This is a genomic window from Brevibacillus sp. MER 51 (assembly GCF_023714195.1).
Lineage (GTDB): Bacteria > Bacillota > Bacilli > Brevibacillales > Brevibacillaceae > Brevibacillus.
Map to the genome: position 1 here is coordinate 91198 of NZ_JAMAUS010000006.1, position 18301 is coordinate 109498.

Below are 18301 nucleotides of genomic sequence, written 5' to 3' on the forward strand. Positions count from 1 at the left end.
CCCCGTACAAAGGGCGGTTTTTCCTGTTTATTTCGCGACCAACTGCGGCTCTGTCTGCCCAAGTCGGATCGTGGCTTCGCTCGGAATCCACATGCCTGTGTTCTCGTCACGTCCTTGCAGGACTACCGTCGGGTTTGCTTTGCCCATCTGCTCAGCACCTTTGGTAATTTGCTGCCCAATTTTGCCGCCTTTGACGCGGTTTACGACGAGCGAGAGCTGCACGCTGTCCAGCTCTGTCATCATCTCGAAATCACCGTTGCTATCGCCCGCGATGAAGATAGGGCCATGACCATATTTTTTCACCAATACATTCTGGATCACTTCCGTCTTGCCGTGCGCTACCGTGATCGGGTAGTCAGGCTGGTACACGTTCGTAATCCGTCCGTTTTCTGTTTTCAGACGCATGCCGATGATGTTCTCCGCTGGGAGATTGTAGCCATATTTCGGGAGAGTGGCAAAAACACGAACGACATCCTCCAGGGAGGCACTCACGACATATACGTCGATGCCATTGGCACGCAACGTGTTCATCAGGTTTGCTACTTCGGGAGTGAGGCGCAGTCCTGTTGTATGGGAGGCTTTTACCACACCTGCTTTGCCTGCCAACGATTTCGGGCTCGTCCAGCTTACTTTTTCAATCGCCATGCCCAGGCTATGATCATTGGATGCTTCCGCCAATTGTTGCACTTCTTCCACTGTCATGTTCGTGAAGAGGTAGAGGATCCATGGATAGCCAATCGAGGTGCTGTGCGTATCGTTGATCGCTTCATACAAGAAAAACAGTTTGGCTTTGAAATCTGCGAATTGCTCTGTTGCTGTCACTTCCTCCAGCGACTTCGTTCCTTTAAGACCTTGATAATTTTGATATAAGTACTTGTAGTCTGCTACGAGATCAGTCGCGATGGCATCGAGTGTGACAGGCTTGCCGTCGACATTTTTATACGAATCGGAAAACGGTCCCTCTGGTACATTCGTACGGATGACCTTCCCGAATTCTTCTGGAGTGAGCTTGTAAGCCAAATGGTTGATCTGGTAAACAAACAGCGCTTCCTCAGTGTCATGCATGATGCTCGTATTGTCCCAGTCAAAAACGGCATACGGCTTCTTTTTGGCATTGTAGGAGGCACTCTTGATGCCGTTTTTCTCAATCAATTCGTGGACGGCTTGATAAGTCGCAGGTGCCCATTTCCCCTTGTCGAGCATCTGCACGTTGGTGTCCTTGGCCAAAGCTGGCAACTGCATCGCGAGCAGAGCGACGATCATCAGCATGGTCAGCCACCACGTTTTGGGTTGTGCTTTTCTGTGTGACATGGTTGTCATCCCCTTCTTCTTTTTCTCGATCCCCCAAATGAAAACGCTATCATTTTTTCAAAAGAAAAAGGCCTTCCCCACGCCTATTGATAAAGCGCGGGTAGAAGACCTCATTGTCTTAAGCGTTTTCATTTGTATTCTAATCATACTAAATTTAACAGCAAAAGCAAGAAGATTCCGATAAACAGGATAAGGGCAGGACTAACGATCTAATCTAGCGAAGACAGAAGAGTTTGCAAGAAAAAAGTGGATATAATCTAACCATAAGATAGATGAAAAGGAATGATTCTGACATGACGTTGATAGAATCCAGCAAAGCCATTTTGATGAATTGCCTTGCATTACAAGCAAATGAGACCTTTTTAGTGGTGGCCGACGAGCGGAAGCGGGACATCGGTGAAGCGATCTGGGAAGCTGGTAAACAGCTAGGGGCAGAAGCGATGCTGATGGTCATGAAGGAGCGGGAAAAGTCCGGTCAAGAGCCTCCTGCGGCTGTTGCAGCGGCGATGAAGAGCGCAGATGTGGTGGTATGTGTGACCCAGCACTCTTTGACGCATACAAAAGCACGCAAAGAAGCAGCAGCAAATGGTACGAGACTGGCTACCATGCCAGCTATTACGGAAGACATGTTCCTTGCAGGAGCGATTTCCGCTGACTATACACAAGTAAAGGCACTCACCGAGCGAGTGACCGAAATGCTTACGCGAGCAAGTACCGTGCGAATCGAAAAAGCGGGCAAGTCACTGACGTTTTCCATCGCAGACCGCAATGGGGTGCCGAGTACTGGCATGTACGTCAATCCTGGAGAATCGGGCAATTTGCCTTCCGGCGAAGCGTATATCGCCCCATTGGAAGGGACAGCGGAGGGACAAATCCTCGTCGATGGCTCCATCGCGGGTATCGGAAAAATTGATTCGCCACTGTTGCTGACGGTCCAAAATGGTCGGATCACAGAAGCAGAAGGAACATCGGCTGAACGCCTCCTGCAAATGCTTGGAGACCAAGACGGGCGGATGCTGGGTGAATTCGGAATCGGAACGAATGACAAGGCGCGTATTACGGGAGTTGTGCTGGAGGACGAGAAGGTGTACGGAACGATTCACGTAGCCTTTGGTAGCAACAACACGTTTGGCGGGACGATTGTCGCAGGGGTACATATTGATCTGGTTGTCAAAGAGCCGGATGTGTATTTGGACGACAAATGTATCATGAAGAACGGAAAACTATTGGCAACATAGGATAAACTAGATGGATAGGAAGGATGAATCCCGATAGTAAATGTTGTAATATGGGAGGAATCCTAGAGCTGGATGTGGTGTGATGGCGTTGTCTGAAAAGATAATTGCGATAGTAACAATAGGTAACCTGATTTTGGGTGCCGTTCTTATTTTCATGGAGAGGCGTAACATTGCGGCAACCTGGGCCTGGTTGATGGTTTTGCTGTTTTTGCCGGGCATCGGTTTTATTATTTACCTGATTTTTGGACATAAGCTGAGCAAGAAAAAGCTGTATCGGCTCAAGGAAGGGGAGTTTTCCCATTTTCGAGCTGCGGTCGATAGGCAAAAGCAGTTGCTTGCCCAAGGTGAACTGCAGGTCAACGACCCTGAGATGGAGAGACACCGCGACATGATTTTCATGAACGTGGTAAGTGATGGAGCGTATTATACGCAGGATAATACCATCCAGGTTTTTAAGGAAGGCCATAGTCTGTTCCATCTCATGTTCAAACAGATGGAGGAAGCACGCGAGCATATACATTTGCTCTACTATATTTTGAATGACGATGATTTAGGGAAACAGCTCATTCAACTGTTGACGAAGAAGGCTAAGGAGGGCGTCGAGGTTCGACTGCTCTATGATGCGGTAGGTTCTTCTGGTGTCTCATCCCGGTTTCTGCGTCCGTTGGTAGAAGCAGGGGGAGAAGTCGCCTCCTTTTTCCCGGCGAAGATTCCGTTCCTGAATTTTCGGGTCAACTTTAGGAATCATCGCAAGCTGACGATTATTGATGGCAAGATTGGCTATATCGGAGGCTTCAACATCGGGGATGAATACCTGGGCAAGGATAAGAAGCTGGGGTATTGGCGTGACACCCATTTGCTGATAGAGGGAAGAGCGGTGTACATGCTGCAAGCACGCTTTTTCCTGGACTGGAATTTGTCTGCACCGAAAAGAATGCATGAGTCACTCGCGTATTTTCCGGAGATTCAAGAGGCTGTGGGAACGATTGGGGTTCAGATCGTATCGAGCGGACCAAACTCGGAAAAAGAGCAAATCAAGCATGCTTTTTTGAAGATGATTTACAAGGCACGAAAGAAGATTTACTTGCAGACGCCTTATTTCGTTCCAGATGAAAGTATGCTGACCGCACTAAAAATGGCGGCAATGTCTGGGGTGGATGTGCGGGTGATGGTCCCGGGAAGACCAGATCATTTGTTGGTATTCTGGGCCACCCACTCTTATCTCGGCGATTTGTTAAAGAGCGGTGTGCGCTGCTTCCTCTACGAAAAAGGCTTCATGCACGCCAAAGCCATTGTGGTCGATACCCAGTTGTCGTCTGTAGGAACGGCCAACGTCGATATTCGCAGCTTCAAGCTGAATTTCGAGACGAATGCGTTTATGTACGATTCGCAGATGGCAAAGGAGCTGGAGGAACTGTTCGTCTCCGATCTGGCTGATTGCCGGGAAATGACATTGGGAGAGTATGTGAACCGACCACTGCGTTTGCGCTTGCTGGAATCGTTGACGCGGCTGTTGTCTCCGCTTTTATAATAGCTGGACTGGAAAGCAAGAGAGGACCTGTTAGCCTATGTGAACAAACACGGGCTGGCAGGTCCTTTCTGTTTACCTTTTATGCGGTTCCGAATGTAACAATTTTAAAGGTATCGACGAACCAATAAAGCTGGTGAGAAGAAAAAGCACAGAGCTCGTAGACCTTGACAACGCCTACCCAGTTGGAAGTGGAGACGGACAGTCAATTCCCCTTGCGGGCGTGTCAGAGTTGAAGAGAACTGTGCTTTTTCTTCTCCTCCACAATGTTGACTCAAATGCCTTTGTCTTATTATTTCTTCGTTCCAGTCAAATCCTGCACAGCTTCATCCAGCTGCTTTTCAATCAGAATGGGATCGTAGCCAAGCCATCTATCCACATTGACTACATAAACCTGATTCTTTTTGACAGCGGGCAAGTCCTTCCACAGACTGCTTTGCTCGATTTCTTTCAAATACTGAGCGGCGTCCTCTCCAGGGAACAGCATTAGGAAAATATGGTCGGCTGCATATTCCGGTAGAAGCTCCATGGACACGTCTTTTGACCAAAACAGCGGGTCTTTTTCGATCTCGCTCTTTATGAGTGACGGTGGAGTCAACTGAAGATCGTTATACAAAACATGGCCCATATTGCGAGCACCGTACATTTTAATCGTTTTCGCACGGACGTTTAGTGCTGCAACAGTCTCGTCTTTCCCGACCTTAGCATGGACCAGCTTACGTGCTTCTTCCACCTTTGCTTTGTACTTCTGCTCCCAAGCCTTTCCTTCTTCCTCGCGACCTAGAACTTCCGCTACCTTTTGTACATGCCCGTAGACATCATACTGATCGAAGGCGATCGCCACGACAGGCGCAATTTTTGTCAGCTTTTCATATACCTGTTGCTCGACTTCGGTACCGGTGAGGATCAAGTCAGGCTGCAACTCGAGGATTTTCTCCAGATTATAGGCATCATAATCTCCCACGACTTCGATTCCACTAACCAGTGGCTCCATGTCTGGACCTTCCATATGTCCCTTCAACGCACCGATTGGCTTCACCCCAAGGGCAAGCATGGGGCCCAAATATTGCAGAACTACGACGCGCTGAGGCTTCACAGGAATGGTAGATTCGCCCTTTGCGTGTTTCAGGACACGAGTATCGCTGCTTTTACTTTCTTGCGCAGGTGCCGTGGGATTGGGGCTGGCTGTCTGGCCGCATGCCGTGAGCAAGAACAAGGAAAGAATCATCAATCCTGACAGCCAAGCTTGTATGCATGATCGTTTCATCGTTATATCCTCCGTGAGTGAAAATGATTCTCATTAATAGAGTTCATCTTACCCTGAATGCCCTCTTTTCATCCATGGAAAATGTTCCGTTTTTCTTTGGACAATGTGGTGGTGTTTGCATGGGTCAAAATTTGGACAGCCTCTTCCAGCTGAATGTCGAGGGAGAGGGGATCATACGAAAACCATATCGGGTTGAGAATGACCACTTGTCCTTTTTGTACCGCAGGAATTCGTTGCCAGACATCCTGTTTCATCAACTCTAGGAAGTGTGCCCGTGAGAGATCATCATCAAAAATATGAACGAAGAGCCAATCTGCTGCATACTGGCTTAATTGATGCTCGTTGATTGTGGTCGCCCAGAAATTGGGGTTGCGTGTCAACTCTTCTTGAATCATTTTGGGTGGTGTCAGCTTCAAGGATTTGTAGAGCACATGCCCTATATTTCTGGCGCCGTATGCCAATAGGCTCTGTGGACGCACATTGAGAATCAAGAATGTATCTTCCTTTTGAATATGCGCGTCGATGCATCGCTTCGCCTTCAAAACCTTCTGTTCATGCTGCTTGAGCCACCTGTGTGCCTGGTCATTCATGCCAAGGACATCGGCCAATATTTTCAGATGACCAAATACATCACGATCCAGCCACGGAAGGGCAAGAGTAGGTGCAATCTTGGAGAAAGCAGCGCTATCCCCTGTCGATTCGGTCAAAATAAATGTGGGTTGCAATGGTTTGATTAAGTCTGGTGTGTTCTCGGGCAGGCTGACAATCTCATCTGCCTCTTTCATCCGTAATTGCTCGCGTAAATAAGTGACCTGCTCTTCCGGAGCGCCAATCGGTCTGATTCCGAGTGCCAATAAATACTCCGCATAGTGAAAGGTGACGGGTGCCATTTGCTTCTGATTCATGCGGACAAAGACAGTCGGGGACACGCCGACCTGCTGCTTAAAGCGTCTGCTGAAGTAAAACTCATCGGCATACCCGACCAGACGTGCTACCTCACGCAATCGTTTATTCGATTCGCGCAGAAGCGTCTTGGCATGCTCCATCCGGCAGCTCGTCAAATATTCGATCGGGCTTTTTCCGACCTTTTTCTTGAAGACTTCGGTGTAATACCGCGGGGTAAGGCCAGCTCGATTTGCCAAATCATCTAAGGTGATTGGCTCCGCATAATTCGTATGCATGTAAGAAACCGTCTGATCGACAACGCTTGACGTTTCTACGGTAGCCTGCCGTTCTGCATGGCTCCAAATCAGGTGGAGCAATTGTTGAAAGCGAATTTGATTTTGAAAAGCTTCCAACGGATCATTGGCTTGTCGATGGGCATACAGCGTGAGGGCAGGCTCCGTACTGTTATCTACCTGGTGAAATGCACATGAGCTGCGGTCGAGATGCCAGGAAGGACTCGGACTGTAGGCGTTGGTGTCCTGATCTTGCTGTTGTAGGGCGTCAAAATAAAATACGAGGAAACGAAGTAGATCATCCGTATCAGCGCTTATTTGCCTCGCAGATTCTCGCGAAAGAACCAGCACACTTCCATCTAGTAGAGCCTGTTGATCCGACTCGTTCAGCATCTGGCCCGTTCCTTTTGTCACGATGAGCACAGCATGGGTTGATTCGCCGGAAAACGCCCATTCTTCAGTCGGTGACAAGGTGACCTGCTGTATGTCTTGAAGCAAAAACAAAGGACTGGGCGTTAGCACTGTATTTCCTGTCATGATACCAATTCGAAGGACTCGGTTACGACGATGCTTCCCTTGACAGATTGGACCATCGGGCAGTTTTTGCTTGCGGCTTCAATGGCCTTTTGCACTTTTTCTTCTTTCATATTTTCACCCGTAATGATGAAGTGGAGGTGAATTTTTTCAACCCGATTTGCCTCTGCCTCATTCCGCTGAACATCTGCGGTTACCTTCATGTCCGTGCACGGCATTCTCATCTTGTCCAATACTTTTCGCAAAACACCGCCACTGCAAACAGCGATGGAAGATACCAAGAGCTGGTAGGGGCGAAAGCCATACTGTTCATCACCCGATACGTGCAGCTTACCGTAGGACAGTTGAGTGACAAAGCCATTTTCTTTCGCTTGAAATTCCATGCGTAACCCTCCCTTGAAATGGTTTTTCTTCATTATAAGAAAAAAAGGCTCCCGTGCGACAGTAATCTATCGGTACCGGAACCTTTTCCCTTTTTCTATTCCTTCAAAGCTTTTCCATTTTGCAAGAGAGACTGGATGCAACGAGGAAGCATGTCTTTTAACGTATCAAATGCATAGTCGATGTCCAGGCGTTCTGTCCACTGATGGGCGTCACGTCCGACTGGACCGAGGTTCATGACAGGTACATCAAAAGCCTCGAGCTCCTGAAGCGGAATGGAGTAGCCGTTGTCCCACAAAGGCATGTTCGCTACTAATGGCTTCATGGATGCCGCCGGATATTGGAGTCCGACGTAGCTTAAGTCAGAAATTCCGCCAAAGTAGTTTTGTTTGACCAAATTGACCTGGTGCTGATCTCTCGCATATGCTTTCATCTCTTCCGTCGTTTGTTGGATCAGAGGATGATTGCGCGAGCTGACTGCCGGGTAAAACGGTGGAGCGAAGAACAAGATCATCATCGGCGACAATTCTTTGCACAGAATCGCTAACTGATCCACCAGCTCGATCGTGGCGTCACGGTCGTCCTTGGCGCCGCGGTTGGCGATCACGTCTGCTTCCAACTGGCGCAGTTTTTCTTCCCCGTACGTTTTCTTCGCATAGGCATACAGTTCTTCGTAAGTCATGACGGAAATGGACAGATCACGCGGGCTAAACGGCGCGAAGTTGGCAAACTGGCTCGCGTGCTTGAGATAATTTTGCTTCATGCGCTCTGCAACATTTCTTGCCGATTCCAGCAGCGGCTCTACGACATCTTCCATTTGTTTTTCCAGCAGGAACAGGTTGAATAGCGTCACGGCACGGTGCGGAATTTGCACAGAGTACTCTTTTTTCAAATCCTTTTGAATCAGGTTCGTCGGTGGAGGAGATGCTTCCCCCTCAACGACCTCGCAAAAGGATGTGTTCAGCTCGAGTTCACATGTCAATTGCGAGGCCATGTAATTGCCGTTCAACCCGGCAAAAGGCTCGCCGACATGTGTTTCTTTGCCGTAGCAGAGGAAGCCTGGGAGCACTTTTCCGATGGAGCCTGTGTACAAGTACGTATTCGTATCCCCTGGATAGCGGGTAAACATCGGCTCCGAGTTGAGCACTGTGGTATAGCTCAGGTCGAACTCTTCGGCGATTTTCAAAAGCTCTGGGACTGCTGCCCGCATCCCGACAGAATTCACCTCTTCGTCAGGGACGGTCAGAAGCAAAATGTTGCCGTCGAACTCTCCAGCAATCGCTTGCTCAATCATCGACATGTGCAGTGTCAGTCCGCATTTCATATCCATGGTGCCACGGCCAAACAGCCAGTTGCCGGTTCGAATATCCTGTTGAACGTCTGCTGGCATATCCTCTTGGTTTTGTTGGAAGAGAGGAGTGAGGGTCTTCGGATCAAAAGCATGCTTCATCCAGGCGCCGTAATCCTCGACGTCGACGACATCAAAATGGCTGACGAGAATGACGGTGTCCCGTACGCCTTCTTTTTTGACCAAAGCAGTGACAAAATGGCGCCCATCTTCAGTCGGATTCGCACGCACATGATCGGGATTGGCTTGATAATAAGGCAGGGTACGAAGCTGATCGACGACGTAGCCAGGCAAGTCCTTCTCGGCAGATGATCCTGTAATGCTTGGGATGCTTACCAAATTGCACAAGAGATCGATGAGCTGCTCTTTTGTTTGCCATTTTTGCATAAAAAACGCCTCCGTTTTCCGTATAGTGAAAACTGTTTCCGGTTAGTGGGCAAAAAAATTAAGGTAAGGCACCGATCTTGTGGGAAATTTCTTTGGCACTTTGTTGGGCTTGTTCAATGAGTGAGGACAAGAGCTGCTCGTTGATCCGATAGCTCGGAACGCCGATACTCAAAGCACCTACGACCTTTTGGTTAACGCCGAAGATAGGAGCGGCAATGGATGCGGTACCCTCGGTTTTCTCACCGTAGCTGACTGCATAGCCGTTTTGTCTGATTTCTGGCAGTCGTTCTAACAGCTCGCGACGTTTTTCTGCATCCGGGATTAAATCGGTCACGATTTGCTCTGCTTCGGTCGGATTCATGCTGGCGAGAATCGTTTTGTTTGCCGCTCCGATATGCAGCGGAATACGCTCGCCCAGATTATCCATGCTTCTGACAGACATGGGCCCCTCCACTCGTTCAAGTACGATGGCATGTGAGCCCTGTGGAATGTTCAGATAGACAGTTTCTCGTACGTCTGCTGCCAGTTGCTCCATGACAGTTCGGGCGACAGCGCGCATATCCATCTTGTCCAGGATGCGCAGCCCGATTTCCATCCACGTATAGCCGACCTTGTACTGCTTGCTCTCAGGAACCTGGAGGATGAGTCCATGCTTGATGAGGCTGCTAATTAAACGATGTACCGTACTCAGCGGCAGGTCCGTTTGTTCAGCAATTTCCGAGATGGACCAATGCTGCTTGTTAGGATCTGATACCAGGACGGAGATGATGCTCATCGCCCGGTCAATCGATTGTACCAACGTGGGTTACCTCCTGGCTTTGTTGCATAGTGACTGCTCATTGCATGTCACGCCAGCTTAATATGACCTCAATCTATCAGAATTTTTCAGCCGAATCAATATAATTTAGACGAGATAAAAATTTATTGACAAAAAATTTGAAACTATTTTACATTAAGAGTGTAATTTTGTATTGCAGAAGCGATTCCACAATGCGGAATATTTCTGGGTGATTGCTTAGAGAAAATGAATGCAATATGGTGGCGATGAACAAGCAAAAAGCAGCAGATGAGGAAGCGTTTACATGCTCGTTTCTCCGTCGCCCACTGTTAGACAAAAGCAAGATTCGAAAACAGAAGGGAGATCTATCATCATGAAATTTTCACGTGCGATTGTAAGAAAACCGGGAAAGAGTTATGTAAATGGTTTGACGACTTCTGATTTGGGTACACCTGATTTTGAACTTGCTCTTAAACAGCATGCCGCTTATGTAGAAGCGCTGAAACAGACAGGTCTGGATGTAACTGTTCTGGAAGCGGACGAGCGTTTCCCGGATTCTACGTTTGTGGAAGACACAGCTGTCCTCACGGAAAAGTGCGCCGTCATCACCAATCCCGGTGCAGAAAGCCGCAATGGTGAAATTGAGGATATGAAATTGGTGCTTCCTCGTTTTTATGACACGATTGAATATATTCAGGCCCCTGGCTTCCTCGATGGTGGAGATGTCATGCAGGTAGACAACCATTTCTATGTCGGTCTGTCGACACGCACCAATGAAGAAGGAGCCATCCAGTTCCGCGAGATTCTCTCTAAATACGGATATGAAGTCACCATTGTCCCGTTGAAAGAGTTTTTCCACCTGAAAACAGGTATCGCCTACCTTGGCAATGACTTGCTGGTTCTGGCTGGCGAGTTCATCGATTCTGAAGTGTTTAGCCAGTACAAGCATCTGGTCGTGGAAAAAGAAGTCGAGTACTCAGCGAACTGCATCCATATCAACGACTACGTGATTATTCCAAAGGGCTTTGAGAGCACGAAAAAGCAAATCACTGACGCTGGTTACAATGTGATTGAGCTGGAAATGTCTGAATTCCAAAAACAAGACGGAGGATTGAGCTGCCTGTCCCTGCGTTTCTAGCGCAGGCAGTTCTCTCTTCTTTTATAGCCCCCTGATAGACCTCTTAAAAAGCAGGTGAAAGAGAGGAATCTTATGAACACTGGGAATGAAAGAGACACACAGCTACAACGCTCCATGAAAAGTCGCCACTTGTTTATGCTGTCGTTAGGCGGTGTCATCGGGACAGGGCTCTTCCTCAACGCTGGTTTCACGATCAATCAGGCTGGACCTGGCGGAGCACTTGTCGCCTATATCATCGGCGGGATTTTGTTGTACTTGGTCATGACATGCCTGGGTGAGCTTTCTGTAAAAATGCCAGTAACAGGCTCTTTCCAAGCCTACGCCAGCCAGTATATTGGTCCGGCGAGCGGGTTTACACTGGGATGGATGTATTGGCTAGGGTCTGCTACAACGGCCGGGGTAGAGTTTACTGCCGCGGGCATGGTCATGCAACGGTGGTTCCCGGATACGCCGATTTGGATTTGGTGCGCGCTCTTTATCGTTTTGCTCTTTGCCTTTAATGCGTTGACGACAAAAGGGTTTGCCGAAACGGAGTACTGGTTTGCCGGAATTAAAGTGTTGGCTGTCCTTATGTTTATTATTGTCGGACTAGGTGCTATATTCGGTATTGTCAGTATGGAAGGACGACCCGCTCCGTTTCTCTCCAACTTTTCAGCAGATGGGGGACTATTCCCGTTTGGCATTGCGATTGTCTTTGTGACGATGATGAACGTCGTATTCTCTTATCAAGGCTCTGAGTTGATCGGAATCGCAGCCGGGGAAGCAGAAGACCCGCAAAAGACCATTCCGCGGGCGATTCGCAACGTTGTGTTTCGTATTCTCGTGTTCTATGTGGCGTCGGTCACGATCTTGTCCGCCCTCTTTCCATCAAGTGAGCTGGGGCTCTTGGAAAGCCCGTTTGTGACGGTATTTGATGCAGTGGGGATTCCTTTTGCAGCAGATATCATGAACTTCGTCATCTTGACGGCTTTGTTGTCTGTCGGGAACTCATGCTTGTACGCAGCCACTCGCTTGTTGTGGTCCCTTTCCCATAGCAATATGGCGCATCCCGTTTTTGGCAAATTGACCAAGCGTAAAGTGCCCTTGAACGCACTCTTGGCAACGCTGGCGTTCTCGCTTCTGTCCTTGTTAACCAGCGTGGTTGCAGCGGATACGGTATACGTGCTGCTCATGTCTGTATCCGGTATTGCGGTCACCTTCACGTGGATGGGGATTGCTCTCTCTCAATTCAACTTCCGCCGTCAATACTTGCGTGAGGGTGGAAAAATAGAAGATTTACAGTTTGTAGCACCGTTTTACCCAGTGATGCCGCTCCTGTGTCTGGCTATTTGCACATTCATTCTTATCTTCCCGGCGTTTGACCCGACACAGCGAATTGGCCTCTTCTACGGAATTGGTGCGCTCGTGCTGTTCTATACCTTCTATTATGTGCGCTATGGACGCAAAAAGGCGCATAAACCGAATCTCCCAACGCAAGGTTAAGACGTGCTGCACCATAGAAAAATGCCCCTGCCATGATGATATGGTCGGGGCATTTTTGTAGTGGGAGGTTTGTTTTCAAGAAATGCCGAATAACTCGGCTAAATACGGGTTCACGAACAAGCCGTCAGGGTCGAGCTCAGAGCGAATGGCGAGGAAATCGGGCAAGCGGGGGTAGACTTGATGAAGCCTCTCGGCGGTCATGCTGTGCATTTTCCCCCAGTGTGGACGTCCGCCATATCGGGCGAAAATTTTCTCCATCCGGGCAAAATACGCTTCGTACGGCATTCCCTTGTACATGTGGACGGCAATGAAGGCACTATCACGCTCATAGGCGGGACTGAGCCAGATGTCGTCCTTTTTCACGTACCGGCATTCAAGCGGAAAATGAACGGCAAAGCGCTCTTGCTCAATCGCCTGACGGAGCTCCCGTATGGCATCACCCATATGCTCGGCAGGAAAGCAGTATTCCATTTCGTAAAAACGCACAAGGCGAGGGGTGGCGAAAAGCTGATGGCTGTAGCCGCTTTCATGGACAGAGGGAACGCTTTGGGCGGACAGCCTGCTGACGCTTTTGGTGAGAGAAGGACGCAATCGGCAGCTCTCGGACAAGAGCCAAAACAGCCCATTTTCCACCACCATTTTTTTCAAATAGCTCCATCGCTGATTGCCGCTAGGGGGATCGCTGGTCTCGTTCATAAATTTCACCTGAACGGTGTCCGAATACGGGAAGATAAAAAATTCGAAATGCCGATGCTCGGTTTTGAACGTCTCCAGAGAGGACAGGCACTCCTCGAGAGGCATGCGACGGCTTTGGTAGCGCAGGCGATAGGCTGGGAGGACACGAAGCTTGACGCGCACGATGATGCCCAAGAGACCAAGAGAGACTTGCATGGCTTTGAACAGCTGGGGCCGGGCCTGCTCGGATACTTCCAAAACCTCCCCGGATGCGGTCACGACTGTCAGCCCGACGACTTGCGTGGAGATGCTGCCAAAATGAATGCCTGTGCCATGTGTTCCGGTGCTGACAGCCCCTGCAATGGACTGGGCGTTAATGTCTCCGAGGTTTTCTTGTGAGTAGCCCGCTTGATGCAGGAGTTGTCCGAGTGTCTTGAGCTTGGTGCCTGCCCAGACTTCAACGGTATCAGAGGCAGGGTCTACACTGACGATTCCTTGGAGATGATCCAGGGATAGCAAGCAGTCTTCTGTCTGGACGAGACGAGTGAAGGAATGACCGGAGCCGACGACTCGAATCCGTGTACCTGCCTTCTTGCAAGCAAGGACAAGCTGCACGACCTCATCTACGGACTCTGGCATTGCGACTTGCTTCGGCTGGCTTTGTACATTTCCAGTCCAATTGCTCCAGTGATTCGCGTGCTTCTTTACAGTGAGCATAATCCATCCCCCCGATAGGTGGTCACTTCCTCGATGATTTTCCCGCCAGAGATGCAATACAGCCGGGTAAAACGTTCGCAGAGCTCGCCAGCTTTGGCATGGCGAAAAAAGATCGGGTCTCCCAGCTCCAGCGTTTCCATGCCTTGATAGTGGATGGGTGTCTGTACTTCCCCTGCTCCTTCGTTGAGAAACAGCTTTGCTCCCGCTGGCAAGTAAGGCTTGGGGAGTCTGTCACGCCCAGCTGAACCAGAAGCGATGTAGCCCCCGCCGGAACATGTGTAGATATGCGCTGCGGGCTTGCGGATAATCTCGAGGGCAAATCCGGCAGCAGGATGAAATCGAAAATCTTGAAAGTAGTCAAAAAGCCCGGGCGAAAAAAATCCGGAGCCTGCTGTAACCTCTGTAACGGCGTCTTCTTTCCCGGTCAAGTGCAAGCTGCCCGTTCCTCCACCGTTTACGAAGCGGAGAGAAATGCCTAGCTCGTGAATGGCATGCACCAGTGTGGCACGTCGAGCAGCTATTTCTTTTACGGAATATTGCTTGAGGAGACGAATAATGCTGTTTTTCAGGAATTGACGAGGGTATCGATCGCCTACGCCAGCAATTTGAGCCTCGTACCCCATGACACCATCCAGGTAGAGATGATCGGAGGAAGCAACGCGCTGGGCAAGGGAGAGGGACGCCTCGAGAGAGCGAAGTGGCGAGCGCCAGACGCCAAAATGCAGCCCCAACACATCAGACGACATGTCGATATCGAGACAGACCGGCAGTCTGGTTCCCGTTTCCCGGGCGATTTGTTCGAGCTGTTCGACATGAGGGAGAGAGTCGATCATCAATGTAATGGAGCGTCCGTTCTTAATTTCAGAGGCGATTGACAAAAGCCAGCTTTTTTCCCAGAGCGGATAGCCAAGCAGCAGGTCATCGAAGCCTGCCTCGCACAGGTGAAGCACCTCAGGAGCGGAATAGCACATGAGACCACGAAAGCCATCGTCCAACTGCAATACATGTTTGAGAATGGCAACGCTTCGGATCGATTTGCTCGCGATTCGAACGGGTTTTCCATTGCTTTGCAGACTGATTTGCTCCGCATTTTCCTCCAGCAGATCTAGGTCGACGAAAGCAAACGGCTTGGGAACACCGGCAAAGGCAGACTGATAATAGCGATAATCCCGCATGTACAGGCCCCATCCTTTTTTGGACTGGATTTGAATGAAAAGAAGAACTGTAGATATTTCTTAAAATTCTATCTATTCTATCCATTTCTGTTTGATTCCTTCCTGACAAAGAGGGTCATGAACGGAAATAACGAATGTTCGCTTTTTAATATTCGTGTTTTGATGTGTTTACAGATTGTAAAGGCATGTTTACGATAAAAATAACTTTAAAAGACGAATAAATGGGCTGTCTTCGGTTGACTTGATTCACCTTATAAGCTACTATACATATTGTTGTGAAGAACAACACAGGCTTGACGAATGAAATAGTGATTTATATTCGTATATCCTCAGAAATATGGTTTGAGGGTCTCTACAGGGAACCGTAAATTCCCGGCTACGAATAGGGCAGTTTTGGTATACCCTATTCGTCGGCCGGGAATTTTTTGCATTTTTTCGGGGAGGGAACGACATGAATAAATATGATGTAATCGTTGTAGGAGCAGGACCAGCAGGGATTTTTACATGCTACGAGGTAATGCGCAAAGCACCGAATGCCAAGGTGCTGTTGATTGATAAAGGGCATGACATCTATAGCAGACGCTGTCCGATCTTGGAAGAAAAGATCAAGCTCTGCCCGCCACCAGCAGGAAAAAAAGATTTCGCAGGCTGTTTGCCGGCCTGTTCGATTACCAGTGGTTTTGGTGGAGCAGGCGCCTATAGCGATGGGAAATTTAACATCACCACCGAATTTGGCGGTTGGATGACAGACTATCTCAGCCCTTCCACTGTACTTGGGCTGATTAAATACGTAGATGAAATCAATTTGGAGCATGGGGCAACCCAATCGATTACGGACCCGACCACAGAGACGATCAAGAGCATCGAGCAGCGCGGTTATGCAGCAGGACTCAAGCTGTTGCGAGCGCAGGTGCGTCACTTGGGAACGGAGCAAAACCTGGAGATTCTCCAGTCGATCTTCGAGCATTTGAAAAAGCATATCGACATGATGTTCAAGACAGAGGTCGCGGACATCATTACGGTGAAAGAAGCAGACGAACATCAGGTAAGAGGTGTCGTCTTGAAAAACGGACAAGAGTATGAAGCTGATTACGTGGTAATCGGACCAGGCCGGGACGGCTCCGCATGGTTGACGGATATTCTGAAAAAGCGCCGCCTGAAAATGTACAACAATCAAGTCGACGTAGGCGTACGTGTGGAGACGTCCGATGTCGTCATGCGCGAAATCAATGAGCACCTGTACGAAGGAAAATTCATTTTCAATACATCTGTCGGAACGCGTGTACGGACGTTTTGCAGTAATCCATCAGGCCACGTGGTCGTGGAAAACCACAGTGGAGTGATGGCGGCAAACGGGCACTCTTACAAAGACCCGGCGCTGGGCTCGATGAATACGAACTTTGCGCTCTTGGTATCACATACGTTTACAGAGCCGTTTGACAAGCCGAATGAGTACGCAAGAGAAATTTGCAAGCGAGCGAATGATCTGTCAAGCGGTGGGGTCATCGTGCAGAAGTACGGCGATATTTTGCGTGGTCGCCGTTCTACTGAGTCGCGTATTAAGGAAGGCTTCCTGGAGCCTACTTTGAAGGAAGCGGTACCGGGTGACCTGGGACTCGTGTTGCCTTACAACACGATGAAAAGTTTGATCGAGATGGTGGAAGCACTGGACAAGGTAACGCCGGGAATTGCTTCCGAACACACATTGTTCTATGGAGTGGAAGCGAAATTCTACTCAGCTCGTCCAAAACTGACTGAGGAATTCGAAACAGAAATCAAGGGATTGTTCTGTGGCGGGGATGGTGCAGGAATTACGCGTGGTCTGGCTCAGGCCGGAGCTGCTGGGGTCTGGATGGCTCGCAATATCGCGAAGCGCATGCAATAACGAATAGATCTTATCAAATAGGCTTCTTGCCGGGCACGCTTGTGCTTGGTGGGAGCCTTTTTTCATGAGGGAGCAGTATCGGGAAAGTAATGATCTCGACATGTCACGAGGAATTAGGCAGAAGCGTATTGTATAGAAGGGCCAATAATCAAACCACGACCTTTTGTTGGCAGGGAGGTATCTATGTTTTTTTGTGATGATGACGATACCGCTGTAATTGCACTTTGGATTATTTCCATTGGTTTTGTCATACTCGCCATTGATAAAACAACCAGATTAAGTCAAAAGCCTGCCTGCGACAATGAAAAGTTGATACAGCCCCTCATTCAATTAAACAAGCAAGTCAATGGGAAGAACAAGAATGGCAATGACGACGATGAAGATAAGCAATTCAAACGAATTGAAGAGCAAATTGCCCAATTACGCGACAGTGTTCAAGATATAAAGAAGAATTTACAGGAGAAGCCATGCAAAAACGGAGGGAAGAAGGATGATCGACAAAAATCTGGCGAATGAGCTGGTAGCGGTAGGCGGGTGGATCGCAGTTCTGGGTGCCTTCCTCGCTGCTATAGGCTCGACTGGACAGGTAGAACCGGACCAGGATACTTCTTCTACAGGGAAAGAGGCAAATGACAAAGAATCAAATGATTTGAAAAAACAAATGCTGCAACAGAAAAAACAATTGCAAAAGCAACAGATACAGCTTGAACTGATTCAATTGGAGCAAGAGCTCAACACCATCATCGATAGCACAAGGAAAAATGGCTAACAAAAAATGACTTCACCAAACTGCTTTTGGGCGAAGTCATTTTTTACTTGTTACGACGGCTGCAAATTATCGTTCATTTTTTTCAATACGCGGTTAAAAATAGCAAGTTCTGCTTCATCAAGGCCGCGGAGTGCCTGTTCCTCTTGCTCTTTGGCAGCCTCCAGCCATTCCGGGAACCGTTCGATTGCTTGTGGAGACAAGGACACATAGCGCTCACGCTTGTCATCACCCTCTGAGCGAATGATCCAGCCCATCTCTTCCAATCGAGTGAGAGTCCGGGTAATCGTCGGCGCTTCCACATTCAGGTAATTGCTCAATTGAACCTGGGTGAGCGATTCACGATAATGCAAGCAAAGGATAATACCCCATTGCGAGCTGTATAATCCCATGGGAGCCATAGACCCATTAAGTGATTTACTGAATATTCTTGCGGTTTGGCTAATTCGATGACCATAATAATGCATGAGTATATACCTCCAGGAAAGCTGGTCCGATATATCGTAAGCTTTA

General features: G+C 48.8%; 16 protein-coding genes and 1 riboswitch. Of the genes, 7 read left to right on the forward strand and 9 right to left on the reverse strand.

What is annotated here, in order from left to right:
* Positions 1–27: 27 nt before the first annotated feature.
* The gene (locus tag M3630_RS14540) at positions 28–1311 is read right to left on the reverse strand and encodes an HAD family hydrolase (RefSeq protein ID WP_251252555.1); all 1284 of its coding nucleotides are present in this window, start codon (positions 1309–1311) and stop codon (positions 28–30) included.
* Between the two features lie 293 nt (positions 1312–1604).
* Here M3630_RS14540 and M3630_RS14545 point away from each other — a divergent pair, with 293 nt between their 5' ends.
* Positions 1605–2549: an aminopeptidase gene (locus M3630_RS14545; protein ID WP_064200296.1), complete on the forward strand. Its 945-nt coding sequence runs from the start codon at positions 1605–1607 to the stop codon at positions 2547–2549.
* An 82-nt stretch (positions 2550–2631) separates the two neighbouring features.
* A complete protein-coding gene (gene cls, locus M3630_RS14550) occupies positions 2632–4080 on the forward strand; it encodes a cardiolipin synthase (protein ID WP_251252556.1) in 1449 nt (482 codons plus the stop codon).
* 289 nt (positions 4081–4369) lie between these two features.
* Here the strand turns inward: cls and M3630_RS14555 are convergent, their stop codons facing one another.
* From M3630_RS14555 to M3630_RS14575, 5 genes are all read right to left on the reverse strand, one after another.
* The gene (locus M3630_RS14555) at positions 4370–5344 is read right to left on the reverse strand and encodes an ABC transporter substrate-binding protein (protein WP_251252557.1); all 975 of its coding nucleotides are present in this window, start codon (positions 5342–5344) and stop codon (positions 4370–4372) included.
* A 68-nt stretch (positions 5345–5412) separates the two neighbouring features.
* Entirely contained in the window at positions 5413–6993 is a 1581-nt protein-coding gene (locus tag M3630_RS14560) for a helix-turn-helix domain-containing protein (protein WP_251252558.1), read from the reverse strand.
* A 62-nt stretch (positions 6994–7055) separates the two neighbouring features.
* Positions 7056–7439 (reverse strand): OsmC family protein, encoded by a 384-nt coding sequence (locus tag M3630_RS14565; RefSeq protein ID WP_251252559.1) that lies wholly within the window; start codon positions 7437–7439, stop codon positions 7056–7058.
* 95 nt (positions 7440–7534) lie between these two features.
* The gene (locus M3630_RS14570; protein ID WP_251252560.1) at positions 7535–9172 is read right to left on the reverse strand and encodes a M20/M25/M40 family metallo-hydrolase; all 1638 of its coding nucleotides are present in this window, start codon (positions 9170–9172) and stop codon (positions 7535–7537) included.
* Positions 9173–9230: 58 nt separating this feature from the next.
* On the reverse strand, positions 9231–9971 hold the full coding sequence (locus tag M3630_RS14575) for an IclR family transcriptional regulator (protein WP_251252561.1): 741 nt from the start codon (positions 9969–9971) through the stop codon (positions 9231–9233).
* A 352-nt stretch (positions 9972–10323) separates the two neighbouring features.
* On the opposite strand from M3630_RS14575, the gene M3630_RS14580 reads away from it, so the two are divergent.
* Positions 10324–11088, forward strand: a complete 765-nt coding sequence (locus tag M3630_RS14580) for a dimethylarginine dimethylaminohydrolase family protein (protein ID WP_173610361.1) — start codon at positions 10324–10326, stop codon at positions 11086–11088.
* A 72-nt stretch (positions 11089–11160) separates the two neighbouring features.
* A complete protein-coding gene (locus M3630_RS14585; RefSeq protein WP_173610362.1) occupies positions 11161–12570 on the forward strand; it encodes an amino acid permease in 1410 nt (469 codons plus the stop codon).
* A 75-nt stretch (positions 12571–12645) separates the two neighbouring features.
* Here M3630_RS14585 and M3630_RS14590 read toward each other — a convergent pair whose 3' ends face one another.
* On the reverse strand, positions 12646–13962 hold the full coding sequence (locus M3630_RS14590) for a D-arabinono-1,4-lactone oxidase (protein ID WP_251252562.1): 1317 nt from the start codon (positions 13960–13962) through the stop codon (positions 12646–12648).
* The gene (locus M3630_RS14595; protein ID WP_251252563.1) at positions 13950–15137 is read right to left on the reverse strand and encodes an amino acid deaminase/aldolase; all 1188 of its coding nucleotides are present in this window, start codon (positions 15135–15137) and stop codon (positions 13950–13952) included. The genes M3630_RS14590 and M3630_RS14595 overlap by 13 nt, the downstream gene beginning before the upstream one ends.
* A 299-nt stretch (positions 15138–15436) precedes the next feature.
* Positions 15437–15536: riboswitch (purine riboswitch) on the forward strand.
* 52 nt (positions 15537–15588) lie between these two features.
* Here M3630_RS14595 and M3630_RS14600 point away from each other — a divergent pair.
* The 3 genes from M3630_RS14600 (at position 15589) to M3630_RS14610 (ending at position 17791) form a co-directional block, all read left to right on the forward strand.
* Positions 15589–17022, forward strand: a complete 1434-nt coding sequence (locus tag M3630_RS14600; RefSeq protein WP_251252564.1) for an NAD(P)/FAD-dependent oxidoreductase — start codon at positions 15589–15591, stop codon at positions 17020–17022.
* 183 nt (positions 17023–17205) lie between these two features.
* Positions 17206–17538, forward strand: coding sequence for a hypothetical protein (locus M3630_RS14605; protein ID WP_173610366.1), 333 nt, complete (start codon positions 17206–17208; stop codon positions 17536–17538).
* A complete protein-coding gene (locus M3630_RS14610; RefSeq protein WP_173610367.1) occupies positions 17513–17791 on the forward strand; it encodes a hypothetical protein in 279 nt (92 codons plus the stop codon). Before M3630_RS14605 ends, M3630_RS14610 begins: the two co-directional genes overlap by 26 nt.
* A gap of 50 nt (positions 17792–17841) precedes the next feature.
* Here M3630_RS14610 and M3630_RS14615 read toward each other — a convergent pair whose 3' ends face one another.
* The gene (locus M3630_RS14615) at positions 17842–18255 is read right to left on the reverse strand and encodes a MarR family winged helix-turn-helix transcriptional regulator (protein ID WP_232773884.1); all 414 of its coding nucleotides are present in this window, start codon (positions 18253–18255) and stop codon (positions 17842–17844) included.
* Between the last annotated feature and the right edge of the window lie 46 nt (positions 18256–18301).

Coding starts and splice junctions, on each gene's coding strand:
- M3630_RS14540 (WP_251252555.1), bottom strand. CDS start 1,311: ATGTCACACAGAAAAGCACAACCCAAAACGTGGTGGCTGACCATGCTG.
- M3630_RS14545 (WP_064200296.1), top strand. CDS start 1,605: ATGACGTTGATAGAATCCAGCAAAGCCATTTTGATGAATTGCCTTGCA.
- cls (WP_251252556.1), top strand. CDS start 2,632: ATGGCGTTGTCTGAAAAGATAATTGCGATAGTAACAATAGGTAACCTG.
- M3630_RS14555 (WP_251252557.1), bottom strand. CDS start 5,344: ATGAAACGATCATGCATACAAGCTTGGCTGTCAGGATTGATGATTCTT.
- M3630_RS14565 (WP_251252559.1), bottom strand. CDS start 7,439: ATGGAATTTCAAGCGAAAGAAAATGGCTTTGTCACTCAACTGTCCTAC.
- M3630_RS14570 (WP_251252560.1), bottom strand. CDS start 9,172: ATGCAAAAATGGCAAACAAAAGAGCAGCTCATCGATCTCTTGTGCAAT.
- M3630_RS14580 (WP_173610361.1), top strand. CDS start 10,324: ATGAAATTTTCACGTGCGATTGTAAGAAAACCGGGAAAGAGTTATGTA.
- M3630_RS14585 (WP_173610362.1), top strand. CDS start 11,161: ATGAACACTGGGAATGAAAGAGACACACAGCTACAACGCTCCATGAAA.
- M3630_RS14590 (WP_251252562.1), bottom strand. CDS start 13,962: ATGCTCACTGTAAAGAAGCACGCGAATCACTGGAGCAATTGGACTGGA.
- M3630_RS14595 (WP_251252563.1), bottom strand. CDS start 15,137: ATGCGGGATTATCGCTATTATCAGTCTGCCTTTGCCGGTGTTCCCAAG.
- M3630_RS14600 (WP_251252564.1), top strand. CDS start 15,589: ATGAATAAATATGATGTAATCGTTGTAGGAGCAGGACCAGCAGGGATT.
- M3630_RS14605 (WP_173610366.1), top strand. CDS start 17,206: ATGTTTTTTTGTGATGATGACGATACCGCTGTAATTGCACTTTGGATT.
- M3630_RS14610 (WP_173610367.1), top strand. CDS start 17,513: ATGATCGACAAAAATCTGGCGAATGAGCTGGTAGCGGTAGGCGGGTGG.
- M3630_RS14615 (WP_232773884.1), bottom strand. CDS start 18,255: ATGCATTATTATGGTCATCGAATTAGCCAAACCGCAAGAATATTCAGT.